The organism is Okeania sp. SIO2C9 (assembly GCF_010672455.1).
Taxonomy (GTDB): domain Bacteria; phylum Cyanobacteriota; class Cyanobacteriia; order Cyanobacteriales; family Microcoleaceae; genus Okeania.
The window spans coordinates 83497-102438 of record NZ_JAAHGO010000009.1 but is presented as its reverse complement, the minus strand read 5'-3'; the positions used below and the strand labels follow the sequence as shown (position 1 = coordinate 102438).

General features: G+C 36.6%; 13 protein-coding genes and 2 tRNA genes. 8 read left to right on the top strand and 7 right to left on the bottom strand.

Features of this window, described 5'->3' with window-relative positions:
- Positions 1-289: 289 nt before the first annotated feature.
- Positions 290-1075, bottom strand: a complete 786-nt coding sequence (locus F6K23_RS08710) for an RNA methyltransferase (protein WP_293153435.1) — start codon at positions 1073-1075, stop codon at positions 290-292.
- 247 nt (positions 1076-1322) lie between these two features.
- A tRNA-Leu gene (locus F6K23_RS08705) sits at positions 1323-1406 on the bottom strand.
- A 538-nt stretch (positions 1407-1944) separates the two neighbouring features.
- Between F6K23_RS08705 and F6K23_RS08700 the strand changes: the two genes are divergently transcribed.
- The gene (locus F6K23_RS08700) at positions 1945-3276 is read left to right on the top strand and encodes a dipeptidase (RefSeq protein ID WP_293153432.1); all 1332 of its coding nucleotides are present in this window, start codon (positions 1945-1947) and stop codon (positions 3274-3276) included.
- 527 nt (positions 3277-3803) lie between these two features.
- On the opposite strand, the gene ald is transcribed toward F6K23_RS08700, so the two are convergent.
- Both ald and F6K23_RS08690 read right to left on the bottom strand, forming a co-directional pair.
- Positions 3804-4895: an alanine dehydrogenase gene (gene ald, locus F6K23_RS08695; protein ID WP_293153429.1), complete on the bottom strand. Its 1092-nt coding sequence runs from the start codon at positions 4893-4895 to the stop codon at positions 3804-3806.
- A gap of 191 nt (positions 4896-5086) precedes the next feature.
- Complete coding sequence (locus tag F6K23_RS08690; RefSeq protein ID WP_367267663.1) at positions 5087-6313, bottom strand: RNA-guided endonuclease InsQ/TnpB family protein; 1227 nt, start codon at positions 6311-6313, stop codon at positions 5087-5089.
- Positions 6314-6835: 522 nt separating this feature from the next.
- On the opposite strand from F6K23_RS08690, the gene murA reads away from it, so the two are divergent.
- From murA to F6K23_RS08665, 5 genes are all read left to right on the top strand, one after another.
- A complete protein-coding gene (gene murA, locus F6K23_RS08685) occupies positions 6836-8206 on the top strand; it encodes a UDP-N-acetylglucosamine 1-carboxyvinyltransferase (protein ID WP_375340742.1) in 1371 nt (456 codons plus the stop codon).
- Between the two features lie 1261 nt (positions 8207-9467).
- Positions 9468-9629 (top strand): hypothetical protein, encoded by a 162-nt coding sequence (locus tag F6K23_RS08680; RefSeq protein WP_293153426.1) that lies wholly within the window; start codon positions 9468-9470, stop codon positions 9627-9629.
- 1902 nt (positions 9630-11531) lie between these two features.
- Positions 11532-12404, top strand: coding sequence for a M48 family metallopeptidase (locus tag F6K23_RS08675; protein WP_293153424.1), 873 nt, complete (start codon positions 11532-11534; stop codon positions 12402-12404).
- Positions 12383-12464: transfer RNA gene (locus tag F6K23_RS08670), tRNA-Leu, on the top strand. Before F6K23_RS08675 ends, F6K23_RS08670 begins: the two co-directional genes overlap by 22 nt.
- Before the next feature lie 31 nt (positions 12465-12495).
- Positions 12496-12675 carry a hypothetical protein gene (locus F6K23_RS08665; RefSeq protein WP_293153421.1) on the top strand — a complete coding sequence of 60 codons (180 nt, stop codon included), beginning with the start codon at positions 12496-12498 and terminating at the stop codon, positions 12673-12675.
- Positions 12676-13478: 803 nt separating this feature from the next.
- Here the strand turns inward: F6K23_RS08665 and F6K23_RS08660 are convergent.
- Both F6K23_RS08660 and F6K23_RS08655 read right to left on the bottom strand, forming a co-directional pair.
- A complete protein-coding gene (locus F6K23_RS08660) occupies positions 13479-13772 on the bottom strand; it encodes a hypothetical protein (protein WP_367267662.1) in 294 nt (97 codons plus the stop codon).
- A gap of 488 nt (positions 13773-14260) precedes the next feature.
- The gene (locus tag F6K23_RS08655; RefSeq protein ID WP_124145945.1) at positions 14261-14431 is read right to left on the bottom strand and encodes a hypothetical protein; all 171 of its coding nucleotides are present in this window, start codon (positions 14429-14431) and stop codon (positions 14261-14263) included.
- A gap of 438 nt (positions 14432-14869) precedes the next feature.
- Between F6K23_RS08655 and F6K23_RS08650 the strand changes: the two genes are divergently transcribed.
- Positions 14870-15421: a DUF3611 family protein gene (locus F6K23_RS08650; RefSeq protein WP_293153416.1), complete on the top strand. Its 552-nt coding sequence runs from the start codon at positions 14870-14872 to the stop codon at positions 15419-15421.
- A gap of 591 nt (positions 15422-16012) precedes the next feature.
- Complete coding sequence (locus tag F6K23_RS08645; protein ID WP_293153413.1) at positions 16013-17140, top strand: helix-turn-helix transcriptional regulator; 1128 nt, start codon at positions 16013-16015, stop codon at positions 17138-17140.
- Positions 17141-17369: 229 nt separating this feature from the next.
- Here F6K23_RS08645 and proB read toward each other — a convergent pair whose 3' ends face one another.
- Positions 17370-18479: a glutamate 5-kinase gene (gene proB / locus F6K23_RS08640; protein WP_293153410.1), complete on the bottom strand. Its 1110-nt coding sequence runs from the start codon at positions 18477-18479 to the stop codon at positions 17370-17372.
- Positions 18480-18942 lie beyond the last annotated feature (463 nt).

The window sequence follows — 18942 nt, the reverse complement described above, 5'->3', positions numbered from 1 at the left end:
TATCAAAATATTTAGGGCTTGTTGATTAAATCTAAAAGCATTGACATATAAAGACTTTAGCCTTTTTTTTGCTTTTAAAAAGTACCTGGTTTTCAGCTCTTCACGCTCAAAAAGGAACGTATTTTAGGCGCATAGTTGGGCAAAAAAATCACTCTTACAAAACTTAGCTCCTACCTCTTCTAAATTCCTATTTATCCTGTCTCCTACAAAGAGCAAAAAGCACTTTATTCAGCAACCCCTATTTAGAGTTTTTAGCAAAAATCTTATTACTGAGAGGCTCATAATTTAACTAACTTGATTGAGATTGACGTTGACGTTGAACTTCATACAAAATTACTGCTGTACAGACAGCAACATTCAAAGATTCTACTTCATTACCCAAAGGAATCTTGACAGAATAATCAGCCAACTCAAGTAAATCTTGTGAAATACCAGACCCCTCATTTCCTAAGATTATTAATGTCGGTTTTCGTAAGTCAATTTGCCAATAATTTATAGTTGAGTTCGGCACTGTTGCTACAATTTGCAAACCTTGATTTTGTAACTTTAATACCTCAGCCTTTAAATTATCAGAAATTGCCATAGGCAACTTAAACCATACTCCTGCTGAAGCTCTAACTACTTTAGGATGATATAAGTCCACACTATCTGCACTTAACCACAAACCATCTACATTTGTTGCTGTAGCTGTCCTGATGATAGTACCAAAGTTACCAGGATCTTGAAGATTTTCCAAAGCAATTCCTAAACTAGCAATTTTGACAGAATTTGTTGACTTTTGTGGTGCTATAGCTATTATTCCATCAGGATTAACTGTAGTAGTAAGAGACTTCAAAACTCTTTCACTTACTAATTCTATCCTTTGAGCTTTTTGAGATAATAATTCCCACAAAAATTGATGTCTTTCTTGCCATTCAGGCGTACAACATACAGTTAAAAGAGGATAACTTTTGTGGCAAGCTTCTTCTAATATATGAGTTCCCTCTAATAAAAATAACTGCTTCTCCTTTCTTCCTTTAGATTGATGAAGCTTACGGATTTCCTTTACTAAAGGATTTTGTACACTGGTCAGCACCACTTATACTTTATTTTTTATCTAGTATTACTTATTTTATTTGAGGGGGTGAAACACGAGCAGAATATTGTGATTTTCCTACCCTAGATTTTGATAACTAATAAACAAATGCTGCATATACCTAGTGCCGGATGGCAGAAATAACTAACCAGTTACAAAATTCTAAAAGCCTTACCAATCAATACTTTTGAGGGCGAATGCCATTCGCCCCTACGACTTTTAACTTCCGCGTAGCGACACTAGATAATGCGGAACCCGGGACTTGAACCCGGAAGTCCTTGCGAACACTAGAACCTGAATCTAGCGCGTCTACCAATTCCGCCAGTTCCGCTAAATCACAATTTTTTATTTTTGCCGATCTACTCCAATTTGTCAATCACTTTAAATGAAGTTTTTTTACTACCATACTTTTCATAACTCAAACTTATGATTGTTCAAAATTATCTTTGTAATTTTTAATCTTTTCAATTGTTACAAAAATTAATTAAATGCTGATTATTGAGAATATTCTCATTTATTTTTACCTATTTACGTTGTTTGGTGAATTTGGTATAATATAAACATTAGTCTAAAATCTTGCAGAGCATTTTAACTGCACACAAATTAGGCGTGTGTAAGTCTTATTTCACCGTTAACTTTAACTGTATAAATGGTTATTTCAGTGGCAGTAAATGGTTTTTTTAGTTTATAAAGCTTAACACTTTTTCCTACACTATTTGACTAAATAAATTTTTGATGATAAGTGAAATCAAATTCTATCATAAATATTGAAAGAGGACTCCCCTTATAATCGCGAGATTTAACGCTCAGAGTGTCAATTTGAATTACAGTTAGGCAACATCAAACACTTAGAGATGAAACAATCGATTATGGAACCAAAAGATAACACTACTGAAAAAGATAGCGCAATGATGGAGTCAGCCCTTTCTGAATTAGGCCATGTCAGTGAGGGAGATGCCTCCCCAGTCGAGAACCCCGCCCGCCGATTTTTTTTCCAGCAAGTCGGACTGGTAAGCTGTGGATTCGCAGCCGAAGCTATAATGAGTAAGGTTTTTGGTGTAGCACACGCTTCTGACTTGGTGCCGACCTATTCTACTGTACGAGGCACGCCCGAGATTAAGGATTACTCGAATATACCCCAGCGAACGCACAAATACCCCGCCTCTAACCAGGCCAAGGAGATTGTGCACTCATCCATGACCATGGAAACCCTGTTCTCCGGCATCTGGCCCGATCAATGGTCTAGTCCGGAAGCCCCTGAATTCCATGATGAGATGGACCGCTTAATGGCCGCCGGTATCAAGGTGATCGCGGCGTGCCCATCGGCGGATTCATTGGATTCATCTGTTGCAGGGATCATGAGGTCGCTGATGTTCTACCTCAACAAGATATATGAACGTCCCAACAAATACAAAATCGTGCGCACTACAAAGGACATCGACGAGGCGATCAAGGAGAAGAAGCTAGGGATCTTTTTCACTCACCAGGGCACCGCTCTTTTCAACGGTGACATTGATATGGTTGGTGTCTGGCGACAGATGGGCTATGGTTACTGCCTGCTGGCCTACAACCAGCGCAATGCTGTAGGTGATGGTTGCTTCGAGGAGGCCAACGGTCCTCTCACCGCCTATGGTAAAAAGTTAATCGACAGCTACAATCGCTACGGAATGATCGTGGATGTCAGCCATACTGGTGAGCGCACCTCTCTTGATGCTATCGAGCGCAGCCGTCAACCTGTGGTATCTTCCCATTCAGTGGCTAAAGCCATCGCCGACTACCAACGCAGCCATTCGGACGCGGTAATCAAGGCGATCGCCCAGAGTGGCGGAGTTTGCTCCATCAACGCGGTTGGTGCCTTTGTGGACTTGTCCAATCCGGATATCGTGACCACTGATATACTATTCCGCCATATCGACTATATAGTAAACCTGGTAGGAATTGACCATGTCGGCTTCGGAACGGACTACGTTCCAAACACCAATATTTCAGCTACACTCATTCAGACCCCAGAAGGTCAGGAGATATTCCCCGATGGTGGCTACAGCGCGGCCATGGGGGCAAAGGGAGTGCCCACACCAGCACCGTATCAGATCGTAGCTGCGCTAGTAGACAAGATGCTAGAGAACGGCTACTCAGAGGTCGATTGCGGTAAGTTCCTGGGAGGCAACATGTACCGGGTGATGCAGGAAGTCTGGACATGATCCGTCTAGATAGGGTTTGCTGAATAAGTCTTTTTGCTAAGGCAGGGAGTAGGGAGTAGCTAAAACTCAAGATTTGGAGGGAGTTGTAGAGCAGGTACTCGGAAAAATTATCCCTTGCCAACTCTGCCCAACTATATGCCAAAATACTCACTTTTTGAGTCTTCTTAGGCGAAAATCAGGTACTTTTTCACGATCTAAAGCACTTACCTTTATCTATAAAGACTTTGATATTTAATCAGCAAACCATAGATAGCTCCTTCAAACGTCTCTTCTGGAAAGAGATAATTGGACATAATCCGAAGTTATCGAAACTAGACCCTATTTTGATGGGCTACCTTGCTCCTGCAAACAAAGTTGAAGGTTTTTGAAACTTGTCCGCAATGATTCTATTCTTAATAGACATCTCCTTCAAAAGAGGGAACAGCGAACAGGGAACAGGGAGAAATAATTGATAATTTATGGATAATAATTGATTTTATTTTTGATTTTTGGAGATGTCTAATGTTCAAGATGTGTGATTTTAAAACTTAATTATTACTTAGATCGGGAAATACTTCTCGGACAGCAGGATGAACCAAAAAATGGTCTTTAACATTCAAACCCTTAGCCAAGGCCGGATTTTTTTCTAAAGCTTCACTCCCATAATTAGCCAACTGTAATACATAGGGTAAAGTACTATTATTCAGAGCTTGAGTAGCTGTCCAGGGAACTGCTCCAGGCATATTAGGCACTCCATAATGCAAAACTCCCGATTCCACATAGGTAGGATTTGTATGAGAAGTTGGACGTAGAGTTTCCACACAACCACCTTGATCCACAGCTACATCAATAATCACAGAGCCAGAACGCATCTGCGCTACCAAATTTTTAGTTACTAAAACTGGAGAGCGACGACCAGGAACTAGAACTGCCCCTACAAGTAAATCGGAATCTACAATAGCTGCTTCAATAGCAGAAGAATTGCTGTATAGCAAATCCACTCTAGAACCAAATATAGTCTCCAAATAAGCTAATCTTTCCACATTTATATCAAAAATTTGAACCCTTGCCCCCAAACCAACAGCAATTTTCGCTGCTTCTGTACCAACAACCCCACCTCCCAGAATCATCACCTTACCAGCCATAACACCAGGAACTCCCCCTAATAGTAAACCTCTACCACCCTGTTGCCTTTCCAAAAATCTCGCCCCAAACTGCACAGAAAGACGTCCAGCTATTATACTCATGGGAGTTAACAAAGGTAACTTATGGTCAGGTAGCTCCACTGTTTCGTAAGCGATCGCCGTCACTCCACTTTCAATCAACCTTTCAGTGAGTTTCCGGTCAGCAGCCAAATGTAGATAAGTAAACAGTATTTGTCCTGATTTGAGAAATTGGTATTCTGATGATAGAGGTTCCTTTACCTTCACGATCATTTCACAATTCCAAACCTCTGCAGCATTTTGTAAAATTTTGGCCTTTGCTTGGATATAATCCTCATCACTAAAACCTGCACCCAACCCTGCTCCTGTTTCGATGAAAACCTGGTGACCAGCATCAGTACATACCCTGACACTTGCAGGAGTTAGTCCTACACGAAACTCTTGATCCTTAATTTCCTTGGGAATACCTATCTCCATTCACCACCTCTATCATTCTGTAGTTGAAAATATCATCTTATTCTGAGTGACATACTCCCACACTCAGCTGGCGCTATAGTGTGGGCTTCTCGTTTCGTAGCCCTGCCATTGCATCGGGCTCCACGAGCTTTAAGGACGGAATGCCCTACCGCCCTATTTTTGATATTTATCGCCGCGTTTCCTAGGTCATGCTACGCAAACAAGTCGCGGTCTATCACAATACCGCAATGCGGACAAGAATGAGTTCGTATATTTAATTCTTTGGGAACTTTTTCACCACAATTTGAGCAATCTTGGCTGGTATTTTTGGGGTTTACTGCTATAGTTTTCTGTCCAGCATTTTCAGCTTTGACAGTTAAAATAGACAGGAATTGACTCCATCCAGCATCGTTAATTGATTTACTCAAATGGGTCTTTGCTAGACCTTTAATTTTTAAGTTTTCATGGGCGATAACTTCAGCTTTTGATAACAATTCATTGGCTGTTTTGAAGTGAAAATCTTTACGTTTATCAGCCACTGCTTGGTGCGCGTTCCCTCTCTTGGTCAGCATTCCGCAAGCGAGCTGGCGTCGTCGCGGGGTCTGACCGCAAGCGAGCTGTCGTCGTCGCGGGGTCGCATCCGCTTTTTTATGTTTTTTGGCCACAAAATTGACGGCTTTTAACCATCTTTTACTTCCTTTTTTCTTTCGAGATAAACGTTTTTGCAAAGTCTTTAATCGCTTCTGAGATTTTCGATAGTATTGAGGTATGGGAACAGACTCTCCTTCACTTGTTACTAAAAATTCTTTTAGCCCCATATCGATTCCCAGAGTGTTTTTTAATGTAGGTTCCACTTCACAAATCGAAGCTGGAACTGATTTGTCCTCTAGGGATAAAGTTACATAATAACCATCAGCTTTACGACTAATCGTCACTGTTTTAATTTGAAAACCATCAGGTAACGGTCGATGTTGAATCAACTTTATATTGCCTATTTTTGGCAAATTAATTTTATTTCCTTCAATACAGTCAAGTTTTATTTGAGGATAAGTAAAACTACGATAACGGCTTGTTTTCTTAAACCTTGGTTTTCCTAATTTATGTCCACTCTTGTCTACCTTAAACCATCTATCAAAAGCAAGTTTTACCCGTTTTATGCAGTCTTGCAAAACCTGAGAATGAATTAGCTTATATTCTGGAAATTTGTCTTTGGTATTGACTAAATCTTTTTTTTGAGAGTAATAATCTGGATGGTCTCTTAGTTGAGGAATTGGCATTATCAAGGGGCAAGCATTAACCGGACAGCGGTTTTCTTGCCACCATGAGAACCTTTGACCCAACCGATAGTTGTACTGTCGAAGCAACAATTCCAAGCACAATTGAATAGTGGCTATTTGTTCTTTGTTAGGCCTTAATTTATATTGATAAGCAGTCCGCATGGTGGAAAATTTCCGGGATTGCAAAATAATAACACAAGTTTTTCAACTAGGGCGAAAGCTTCTGCTGGGATAGCGTGCAAATTGAATGGGCATCGAACCTATCCAATTGGTCGCCGATTCATCTCACACTCCTCTTTAAAATTATGGTGTGAGGCTCAAGGGCGGTTTAGCTAACAAGCATCAAAAAATTATCAAAATAATTGGGGTGCCCAACCCCGCCTTGTTAAGGCGAAACATTTTTGAAGTCTTGCTCAAATCCCCTATTTCCCCTCCTGGGAGGGGGAGGGGCGAGGGATGGGTTAACTTCCGACTTCTGACTTCTAACTTCTGACTTCCTTAACATCCGCTTTGCTTGAATAATTCTGCAACACTATTCCGATTTTTCAGCAAACCCCAATTATTCCGGAGACATCTAATTTTTTTTCGCAACCTATATTAAAACATAGGATTTGTCAACCCCTAGACATCTGCTAACTTTCCAGTAAAATCAGAAGCAAAAATTAAAATTAATAAATTAGGTAATTGAAGGAGGACAGAGCCATCAATCAACCATCAAACTCAAAAGAGAACCCAAAATCATCCCCGATCAACCAATCAATACTGAAAATTTGTGGTCCATCTAACCTTCAAGGAAACATAAATATTAGTGGTGCAAAAAATTCCGCTTTAGCTGCAATGGCAGGCACATTACTTTGTTCAGGCACTTGTCGGTTAAACCAAGTTCCCTCTCTCGCAGATATTAATAGAATGGGACAGGTTTTATCTGCATTCGGAGCAAAGTTAGAACAGAATGGTAATACTTTAGATGTAGATGCGAGTAATTTAGATACTACTGAAGCTCCTTATGAATTAGTTAGACAGTTACGTGCTAGCTTTTTTGTTATCGGTCCTATTCTGGCCAGATTAGGAGTAGCCCGCGTACCATTACCAGGTGGATGCGCTATTGGTGCTAGACCTGTGGATCTTCATGTTCGAGGTTTACAAGCTTTAGGAGCAGAAGTCCATATTGAACATGGTATAGTTAATGCCTATATTACTGGTACTAAAAAAAAGTTACAAGGCGCAAAAATATATCTTGACTATCCTAGTGTTGGAGCTACTGAAACATTAATGATGGCAGCAACCTTGGCTGAGGGAGAAACCATCATTGAAAATGCAGCTCAAGAACCAGAAGTAGTAGACCTAGCTAACTTGTGCATAGCTATGGGGGCTAATATTATTGGTGCTGGCACAAAGAACATCGTCATATCTGGAGTCCCTAAGCTGCATTCTGTAGATTACACTATTATACCTGACAGAATAGAAGCTGGTACATTTTTAATCGCTGGTGCAATTACTAATTCAGACATAACTATTTCACCAGTTGTTCCTCAACATTTAAGTGCAGTTATTTCTAAACTCCAGTCAGTAGGAGTAAATATCAGACAAGAAGTACCTGGAAGCTTACGCGTTATACCTAGTAAAAACCTTGTCGCTACTGACATTGAGACTCAGCCATATCCTGGTTTTCCTACAGATATGCAGGCTCCTTTTATGGCCTTACTCAGTGTATGTTCTGGTAGTAGTTCTGTTACAGAGACAGTATTTGAGAATCGTATGCGTCATGTTTCAGAGCTAAATAGGATGGGTGCTAATATTAGGGTCAAAGGAAATCATGCCATTGTAGAAGGTGTGTCCAAACTTTCAGCAGCTCCAGTAATTGGTACAGATCTTAGAGCTTCTGCTGCTTTGGTATTAGCAGCATTGGCCGCAGAAGGAGAAACTACTTTTCAAGGTCTACAACACTTAGACCGAGGTTACGAAAAACTAGAAGTTAAACTTCAAAAGTTAGGAGCACAGTTGCAAAGAATAGATATAGCTACAGAACATGAAATATTGCAGACTTCTGTCTAAGTGGATTTAATTTTTCATAAATAAAAGGAATACTTTTGTACTAATAGTCTGTTTAATTAATTTTGATAGGTTAAGTAAATTATCAAATTATGAAAAATAAGTGATTGTGACAATTTATAATCTTATTGAAAGTGACAAAATGGACTATTAGATAGTTTATTTATTTTGGTCGTCCTCAAAAAATAAGGATGTTTGTAGTTGTAAATGCAGAACTAGATAGATCTAATGTTATTCTCCATTTTTAGAGTATAATTGAGTATTTTTAACAGAGCAAGATATTTTTGTATCAAGGTACATACAATAAATAGCTCTATTAAGTCTGGGTCTCACTGCGCTAGATGAAATGCAGTATCATTGCTTCAAGAAATAACCAATTTTAACTACTTTATACCAATTTAATATGAAGCGGCATAGAATAATATTTCAAACATAATTGACCGCAGTTCAATAATGAATAATTAATAATGAATAATTAATAATTACCTCTTCTTTTCAAGGAGAGGATTAACTAATTATGAAAATTTTTATTTATTATCCCCTTAAAAGGGGAGGCTTTAAACCACAATTTTTCGGTAAGCGTAGATAAAGATAGATCTATGTTAATGAATTTCATCATTAGACTTCTTGCAGAAGTCAGGCAATAGGCAATAGGAAAATAAAATAGTTTATTTCAGATATTGAATTGATTTAATAAAAACTTTTGCAAGAGCTCTATTCTATGCAACCTTATCTCAAACTGATATGAGGACTATCAATTTTTGTTAGAAATGTAAAAATCTGTATAATTTTTTCAATAGTTACCGAGTACTGGCAAACTTCATCACTCAATATTAATACTTCTGATAACTTAACTTATTCTAGATATAATCATCTGCTCGAGTTTATCTTTTGATAAAGTACATTATAATTACTTTTTTAATAGATATCTACAAGAATCAAAAAAAAATTAATTATCGCACAGAAATTATCAATTATTTCTCCCTACTCCTTACTACCTTTGTTTTGGAGATGTCTAATGGTGTTGCACAGTGAGGAATTATTTGAGATTTTTGATAAACAAGATTTGAAATTTTAAAAGTGCTGTAATTATTAATATTAGTTTTTTGATTCAAAGTCTAAACTGATTTTTGGCAATATAATTCCATAATGTGCCACCTCTTTTTAATGGTGCCTCATACTAATTTGAAAAAATAATGTTAAAAATAATAAGGGTAGTAAGAACGAATAGCCATTCGTTTTATAGGAGATGTTCCTTTGACTAATGACTAATAAGATAAGTTATGACCTCATAAATGGCATCGAAGCTATTCCCATACGACTCCTAAAAAATCCCCTAGCCATTTTTAGCAAACATTTATCAAGTTGGTATAACTCTAGAATATATATTGATTTGTTTTACCTTTCTGTTGATGAAATTTACTGACTAAAAAAACAAGCATTTTTAAATGATTTGCCGTAGCGATGAATACATATATTTAATAGCTTATACCAGTTTTATATGAGGTTGCATAGAATGATGAAATTCATTACCTAATTATTAATAATTAATAATTAAATAATTCTGGTTTAAAGCCTCCCCTTTTAAGGGGAAAAAAGCGGTCTAGGGATGGCGATCTTCGGAGCGGGTCTGCAAGAACGGGTCTCCTCGCCATATCCAATCGACCAAGAAAAGAAATAATATCTCCTTATATTCAATTCCGTAGCGGTTTTAACCAGAGGTAATTATCAATTATCAATTATCCATTATCCATTATCCATTAATGAAATCAATCTATCTCTATCTACTCCTATCTGCGGTCAATTATGCTTGAAATGTTATTTTATGCAGCTTCATTTCAATTTGGTATTAGATATTTTTTTCTCTAGATTTTAATCATCAAGTTATTAACTTCTATGAACATTAAATTTATCTACTTGATAGTGAAAGTAGTTAATTTTAATAGATATCTCCGATAATCAAAAATAAAATCAATTATCGCATATAAATTATCAACTATTTTCCCCTACTCCCTATTCACTACTCCCTCTTTTCCAGAGATAACTAATAGACTTGTCGCTTTATAACTTAAAAAATCCTGAAAATCCTTGATATATAAAGATTACAGTTATTGATAATTTAAAAGGGTTGTAATTAGGGCTTACCGACCTCATCTAAAAGTATTGATAGATAAAGGTTTTAGCGTTTTATAGTTGAAAAAAGTACCAGCTTTTCGGTGGCAAGAGCTGCATAAAGCTAGTATTTTGGGATGATTATGGCAGAAAAATTGAGAGGCAAAACTAGCTCCTACCTACTCGCTCCCGACCCATTTCTCCTGTCTCCTGTCTCCAGTATAGCTGTCTCACCCTCACCCATAAGACTTTTGAGCGCAAACCCTAATTAGGGCTTACCCATCTAATCTAAAAGTATTGACAGATAAAGACTTTAGCCTTTTTAGATCGATCTGTAATACCTTGGTTTTCAGCTCTTCAGGCTCAAATTTGAGCGTATTTTAGGCTCATAGTTGGGCAGAAAAATTAAGGGACAAAACTTAGCTCCTACCTCCTCGCTCATTCCTATTTCTCCTGTCTCCTGTCTCCTGTCTCCTGTCTCCTGTCTTCTACCCCTACTAAAAGACTTATTCAGCAAACCCTAATTATTGCTCTGCCTGAGTTTTAGCGATTTTTTCCATCTATTTAGCGACAATTCTAATATACATACAGAATATTCGGTGGTATATGAGGTACAAAGATAAACTATAAAGTACGGGTATATTTCCCGCCACAGAAGTACCTCATTGATTATGAAATATGCTTTATATATTTAAGTTTTTAAAGTTTTTAATATCCTTTTTGAATAAATGAACTACACCAAATTATTTGAAGTAGAACATGGTAATTTTTGGGAGCTATTTATCAAATTACAAATTAGCTCAAAAGTTGATATTCATTGCCTTGAAGATTTTTTTTGATTAAAAATGTAACCTATTTTTTTTAGCTTGCTCTACTTAATATAAAACGTAAACTAAATTTAGTTAATTTTTGGGTGACATAAAAATAACGTAAGCATTCAGCCGTCAGCTATCAGCTATCAGCTATTGTTTTTAGTTGACGATCAAAGCTTTATTAATTATCCTACTAGAAAAATCTGCTCCCTTGCCCTTAAAATCTATATTAATTTAAACACTGTCTTTAAGGAGAGAGTCTTGTTGCTGATAGCTGAATGCTAATAGCTGAATGCTTACAAAATAACTAACTAAAAAATCAAACTTTCCTTAACATTGAAACAAAAATTATTTTTATCAAATTGTGCTAAAATAACAGTCACTATAATTACTATTAACTAAATATGGCTTTGGCAACAATACCCTTAATTGGCTTAAAAGCAGATAATTTTCGGCATCCATTAGATTTAGAAGCAACCAATACTATCAAACAACTACCTGGCATAGATTTATTAGTTAGGCAATTATTAGGACCATTAGGAGAACAATTTTTCTACATGGAAAATATTGCATCTAGTGTATTAGTAGGCAAGGAGCAATTACCACATTTATACAAAATACTATTAGATGCTTGTCACACACTTGATTTAGAACCACCACAATTATATGTTCGTCAACATCCTGTTCCCAATGCCTATACATTTGCCATGCGAGGTAAGCAACCTTTCATTGTTGTTCATACATCTTTGATAGAATTACTGAACTTAGAAGAAATTCAAGCAGTATTAGGCCACGAACTAGGACATCTTAAATGCGAACATGGAGTATACCTCACTTTAGGTAATTTAATCGTACTAGCTGCTGGACAAATTTCCACATGGGGTGCTATTATAGCTCAAAGTATACAAAATCAAATATTAGAATGGGTTAGGTGTGCAGAATTTACTTGCGATCGCGCAGCTTTATTAGCAACACAAAACCCAAAAGTAGTAGCATCAGTTCTGATGAAGTTGGCAGGTGGTTCTCCGAGTATATCTGCTCAACTTAATGTTGATGCTTTTTTAGCCCAGGCAAGAGCTTACAAAGAATTTAGTAATACAGAATTGGGTGAAGTTTTAAGGGAACTTCAAACAGCCCAACTAACTCATCCATTACCTGTATTGCGTGCTAGAGAAATTGACAGATGGTCAAGTAGTCAGAAATATCTGGATCTCTTGCAAAATTTAACAAAGAATGATTATAATAGTAAAAATAAGGGCGGGTGGCGAAATTGGTAGACGCACCACACTCAAAATGTGGCGACTTCGGTCGTGAGAGTTCGAGTCTCTCTCTGCCCACTTATTCTAAAATGAGGTTATATTTGCGGATATGGCACAACGATTAAAAAGATGGGAGTCTCCTCGTTACCAGGGAAGAAATATTAAAGGAAGAGGAGGAACTGCTAGGTTAAGGCAAGTTAAAAAGCAACAACAGCAACTAAGAAAAAATCTCAAAAATCAGGAGAATGGGGACAAAAGTTCCCATTTTTTTTTGTATATAAAACTGTGACGGAGTTTTACACTCACATTGGATTTACGATCGCTCCAGACACTAAAACTTTTCATTCTCCTTACTTATTCTTGAATTTTAAAAAGTGTCTTATCTATTGCTATGCCTTTAGACTCTCCACAGATAGAATATTCTAGGTTTATGAAGTACATTCAACAATTAATAATGAATAATTAATAATTAATAATGAATAATTAATAATTAATAATTAATAATTAATAATTAATAATTAATAATTACCTCTCCATGAATTGAAGAGGATTGACAAATTCATGAAAATTTTTCTTCACAGGAGTCGATTGGATATGGCTCCGAGACCTCGCCATCCCCCGACCGCTTATTATCCCCTTAAAAGGGGAGGCGCATACCCACAATTTTTCGGTAAGGAGCATGAAAGTCAAGAATATAGTTTTTCCAATGCTGAGTATTTTGTTAAATAAACTTTGATTATTTAAACTCTGAACTATTGTGCCACATTTACATGAAATCTGCTGTAAGTCATATTTTAGGATTAATTACTTACCTGATATTTTTGATTGTTTCTGCTGCCAGTGCAAAAAAATTATTAGCAAATCAATCAATTTTTCAATATCTCTATCTGAAAAGTAATTTCCTCCTAAAAACTAAAATCTATTAACTTAGTTTGCAGAATAAACGATAACCAGACTCATAGTATTCTACATAAATTTAGTAAAGCAATATCCTCCTAAATAGGGAATAGTCTTAATCAAGAAAGCAACTCAATATATTAAGAACTTGACTAATTTTTACAAAAGCTTGACGGTTATCGCTGATTATTTAATTCAAGAAAGATGCTTTTTATTTCTATTTAGAATTGGTAGCTGTGGACGAGAAGAATTAGGCGGTAGATAATATTCTGGAACAGGAGTAGCTCCATCTACCTCGGAGCGCTTTAACAACCAGAAGCGTAATATGAGAGCTATTCCTACTGTACCCATCCCCAGAAAAAACAGAGACCAACTTGCCCCTAAACCACCAATAACAGCATCAACCGATCCTACTGTCGCAAAAAAGCTTGCTAAAGGATCTTTTCGATAAGCAGCTTTCACAAATTTAGGCCATAAAGCATTGATCATAAGCTTAATGTGATAAAATTTAAATTTACTCGTAAGTTTCTTGCACTCAAGGGAATTAAGCGGATTGTCTAATAAATTCCCTTTATATTTATATCCTTAATAGATACTAATAACTAACTATACTGTCGTATTAAACTTTAAATCAGTAAATTAGTATTGATTTTTCTTACATATTTAATATTTAGCGGTTAATACAAAATTATAATAGCCTTGTATTTCACCAAAAATAAACCTCATATATTGAGATTGTCCAGGTGAAAAGTAGATTAATTGTTACAGAAAACTAATTCCCAGTCTAGGAATAGTTGAGATTAATATAGTATAGTTGCAAGCTAGATAGAAATTGTTGGTAAGTTATTGACAATATTAGGCTTACCAACAATAAACTTCTACTATATTTTTATTATAGATAGAGTTTTGTATGAGCTTAATCTCTATTATATATAGTGGTCAGTAGCCCTCTCTATAATTTAGGTATAACTAAAACTTTAATTGAGACCTAACCAAGATAGTAAACCTTCTCCAGTCAAGTACTCAATTGCCAAAGTTAATACAAAGCCAATCATAGCTGCTCTACCATTGAGACGTTCTGAATATTGGTTAAAACCGAATTTTGGTTCATCCAGATTAGGCTTCGTAGTAGGTTGTGGTTGTGTCATAATCAGTAGGTCTAAAATTTAATAACGTTTACAAATAGAGTTGTTTATTTACAAATCTTAAATATATTTTAAAAGGAGTTGACCTAGAGTCAAGCACATTGCCAGAATTCGATCCAATATCCCCAGCAAGTCCCCCTGTAATCCTTAACTCAGAATCTTATGGGAATATCAGTCCATCTTTTTCATATTGCTCAAATCTCGCTATAAGTGCTACAGTCTTAAATATATTTAGGCCACAGGTCTAGATAGTCTCAGCGCCATTCTCTTATTGGGGAAACTCCAAGAATGTGTTGGGTTGTCTGCGAAGCACGCCTTTAGACCAAACAAGACTAATCTGGCAAGAATGGTGCGCGAGAGACAAAAACCATCTATAGCGTTTTCTTTCAAGCATAACGTCGTGAGTATATCAAAGGTATTGACAATACAATAAGCACAAATATGTCAAACTCATCAGACTTACCAACTGCTGTTAAACAAGTAGCCAATGCACTCCGGTTGGGTGGATGGACTTGTTTCTGGTCTCAACTTGCATTGGGGGTAATTTCAGGCTTCATGTTTTTATTTGCTGCTTTCATCTTACCCAATCAAATGAATGAAGCAGGTACAGGAGGTAGCCTCTTTTTTCCAATTTGTGGGCTTGTGGTACTAGGATTCAGCATCTTCTTGTCATTTCGTTACACTCGCTTGGCAAGGCAATTACGAGCGCGTACAGATTCTTCAAGGCCAAGCAGGGCAGATACAACTCAACAAGTGAAAAGGACTTTAATTACAAATTTGGTTGGGATTACTCTAACTTTATTAGGAGCAGAAGCAATTGGAGGTATTTTATTAGGCGAATCTTTAGTTATGGGAGCGTCTGTGTTTAACTCTACAGAACTAGAAAAATTCACACCGGATATTATTATACTGTTGGGTAATACTCACATTATTGTGGCTCATTTTATCGGAATTGTCGTAGGACTATTTTTACTAGATCGAGTTTATAAGTAGTCAGTAAAATTTCATTTTTACAGCACAATTCATTTAAGTAGACCACAAAATTATTTTGGGGCACGAGAGTAGGGGTGCGACCCCTTTCGGCGTTAGGGTTACCTACTCTGTAAGAGGCATTTTACACTGGAAGAGGCAGACGCAAGGTAATGCTTACTAAGAGAGAAACTAGGGAGTAGGCAGTAGAAAAATGCTTTGGCTACTGTAGTCTATCTATTGGAAAACTCCTATAAACTATATTCAAGAATTATTTGAGAAAAAAAATTTGTATATCCAGTTATGGTTTTTTAGAATTGCACTTTCTATTGATACTTTAACTGGATTATTAATTTGTAGGTAATTAATCTATCTATAAAATTAACATAAAATTAATAACCTGATTAAATATTTGCAAAAACTATTTCGCAATATATAAATTAAAGGTTACTCATTAGAAAAATTTGCCAGGAAAAAAAACTGAAATATTTGGAAACTTGTACAAAAAATAAAAATTAAGTCTTCGCACTTCTTATATCCGGAATCAACACTAACTTCCAGAATAAATTACTTAGAATACTCCGATTAAGTATAAATAAAACTAAAACCCTAACTATGGAATTAAAACCTACATCTGGCTATAGTTTTTCTGGGCATATTCCTATAGAAATTGGTCAAGATAATTGGCGATCGCTACTGAGTAATATTGAAGCTGAAACCTATACTAACGAAGCTTATAGTGTAATGTTGACTGACATAAAAACTTCTCTAGAAGAAGCAGTAGCTCAAACCGAAGCTCAAATCGAAGTGTTAGGAGTAGAAGCAATAAAACTCAGCATAAAAAACTTGACTAAAACATTAACACCAGAAAAAAAAGCATCTTCAGCAGACCCAATTCACCCTCATTCTCACAATATGAATGAGCAGAAAGAAAATATTAATTACCAACAAATGAATCAAGAACAGTTAATCCAAAATCATCAAAATCAACCTCAAACACACATGAGTACTAACCTAACTACTACTGTAGAATCAGAAATTACTACTGAATCAGCCTTAGTATCCATAGATTCCAGCAACATGGAAACTAATCTCTCAGAAAATAACGAAAATTCCTTAGAAGAATTACCACCAGAAAATAATCGACGAAAACGGCGAAAAAAACTCACAAAAGCAGAAAAAGCAGCCTTATTAGTTCAAGAAAGAAATACATATTTACAGCAACTAGGGGAAAAACTACAAAAAGCACGAAAAATGCGTTGTTTATCTATGAAACAAATTCATAAACAAACCTTCGTACCCCTTCATTATCTAGAAGCTATAGAAAAAGGCCAAACAGACGAACTACCAGAAGATGTATATCTTCGAGGATTCATCTTTCGTATTGGTAACGCTTTAGGATTTGATGGAGTAGCTCTAGCAGAAGCTTTACCTATGTCCGATCCACTTCAAGGGTTAATGCCATCTTGGTCTAACTCCAATAAGAACATAGGATTAGGTATAGGTCCCATTCATCTATATATAGGTTATACAGCTTTAATGGCCGGTGCAGTAGGTGGACTAAATTGGATGTCTCAACAACCAAGTCCAGGAGCAAATCTTACTCCAGATAAATTAGAAACTCCTGATTCAGTTGCTCACTCAGATAAACATTTAGAAACTAGTCAAACACCAGGATTAAAATCTACTAAAAGTAGTGTAGTTGTTGGTTCCGATCTTGCTCCACCAGAAACAATGATTTGAAGAAGGAGTTCAATAATTAATAATTAATAATTAATAATTAATAATTAATTAGGGCTTACCGATCTAATCTAAAAGCATTGACATATAAAGACAAGTGCCTTTTTGGGGTCGAATGGCAGTGCTTGGTATCACGTCTAAAACGCTCAAATTTGAGCGTATTTTTAGGCGCATAGTTGGGCAGAACAATTGACTCGGTTATTACTGAGGACTGACTTCCAGTCAAAGGCTGTTAACATTTAACTACAAGGTTATCCCTATGTACTACTGTGTCAGATCCTGTATAACCCAAAATATCAGGTATATCTTCTGAGCGACAACCCAGAATTTGTTGCAATTCAGTATTGCTGTAGTTGACAAGTCCCCTAGCTATTTCCCCACCTTCTTCATCGCATAGTTCTACAGCATCCGATGGATAAAACTCTCCTTCTACTTGAGTAATACCAGCAGCTAGTAGAGATTTACCAGATTCAGAAATTGCTTGAACTGCACCCATGTCCAGATACAGCTTGCCCGCAGGTACTAAAATATTGGCAATCCAATGTTTGCGGGCATTTACTGGTTGTGGTTGAGGTTCAAACTGAGTCCCAATAGATTCTCCATTCAGAATTTTTGGTATATTGGCAGGAATTTGGCCATCAGTAATCACAGTTCGCACTCCTGCCGCTGTGGCAATTTTGGCAGCTTCAATTTTCGTAATCATTCCACCTGTTCCCCATCCACTAACAGAATCTCCAGTTTGAATTTGAAATTCTTCGAGTTGTTCTATTCGTTCTACTAAGGTAATGGGTAAAGCATCTGGATTATTTCTAGGGTCCGCAGAATATAACTTGTCAACGTCGGTTAATATAAATAACCAATCAGCCTCTACTAGACCAGCAACTAAAGCTGATAGAGTATCGTTGTCCCCGAATTTCAGTTCTTCCACAGCAGTAGTGTCATTTTCATTCACAATTGGGACTACATCCATTCGCAACAATTGTTGAAATGTATTGTAAGCATTGACATAACTACTACGTCGTGAAAGCTCACTCCTAGTAAGTAAGATTTGGGCAATTGTTTGTTTCAAAGATGTAAACAAGTCTTCATAAACTCGCATTAGTCTTCCTTGACCCACTGCTGCTACTGCTTGCCTCATGGAAATATTGCGAGGTTTTTCAGTTAGTCCTAAGCGATCGCAACCTACACCAACTGCTCCAGAAGAAACCAAAACTACTCGGTGTCCCTGAGAACGTAGATTGGCAATAGTCTCGATCAAGCTAGCAATTGTGGATAAGGCCAAATTTCCCGATTCAGAACGAGTCAGACTGGAAGTGCCTATTTTAATTACTATTGTTGTCATCGAAAAATATTGAACTAATTTTTGATTGCTTCAACTCTTAGAAATTACCTCAAAATTAGAAAACACCAAACCCTTAATAAACAAGAGATTGGTGTTTTCGGAATTTTATATTTAAGGCCTTTATATTTGCTGGCCTCAATTTAATTTTTATTGAATCTAATTATTTCATAGAGTTTTAGTAAATTCGGAAAATCGTAATATTTTCTTTAGATTTGAGTATAATTTCCAGGTATAGTGATAGTCATACTGATGAAATACTAAATTTTAGATTTTCAGGAACAAAGGAGCGTAGAGGGAGTACTTTTCAAGCTTTTCCTGTATTGCCTCTACTACACTCCCGACTCGTAACTCAAAAAATGATAACTGAAATGACCTTTCCTTCCACTGCCATATAAGATAAATTTGCAAAGACTGAACAAAAAAACCTATATAAATCGTGATGTAGCTGCTGCAAAAGTAATTA

Excerpts from the sequence above, each read along its gene's own strand:
- ald (WP_293153429.1), bottom strand. The coding sequence starts at position 4,895 with ATGGAGATAGGTATTCCCAAGGAAATTAAGGATCAAGAGTTTCGTGTA.
- F6K23_RS08645 (WP_293153413.1), top strand. The coding sequence starts at position 16,013 with ATGGAATTAAAACCTACATCTGGCTATAGTTTTTCTGGGCATATTCCT.
- F6K23_RS08660 (WP_367267662.1), bottom strand. The coding sequence starts at position 13,772 with ATGATCAATGCTTTATGGCCTAAATTTGTGAAAGCTGCTTATCGAAAA.
- F6K23_RS08700 (WP_293153432.1), top strand. The coding sequence starts at position 1,945 with ATGGAACCAAAAGATAACACTACTGAAAAAGATAGCGCAATGATGGAG.
- F6K23_RS08675 (WP_293153424.1), top strand. The coding sequence starts at position 11,532 with ATGGCTTTGGCAACAATACCCTTAATTGGCTTAAAAGCAGATAATTTT.
- F6K23_RS08665 (WP_293153421.1), top strand. The coding sequence starts at position 12,496 with ATGGCACAACGATTAAAAAGATGGGAGTCTCCTCGTTACCAGGGAAGA.
- F6K23_RS08655 (WP_124145945.1), bottom strand. The coding sequence starts at position 14,431 with ATGACACAACCACAACCTACTACGAAGCCTAATCTGGATGAACCAAAA.
- F6K23_RS08680 (WP_293153426.1), top strand. The coding sequence starts at position 9,468 with ATGACTAATAAGATAAGTTATGACCTCATAAATGGCATCGAAGCTATT.
- F6K23_RS08650 (WP_293153416.1), top strand. The coding sequence starts at position 14,870 with ATGTCAAACTCATCAGACTTACCAACTGCTGTTAAACAAGTAGCCAAT.
- proB (WP_293153410.1), bottom strand. The coding sequence starts at position 18,479 with ATGACAACAATAGTAATTAAAATAGGCACTTCCAGTCTGACTCGTTCT.
- F6K23_RS08690 (WP_367267663.1), bottom strand. The coding sequence starts at position 6,313 with ATGCGGACTGCTTATCAATATAAATTAAGGCCTAACAAAGAACAAATA.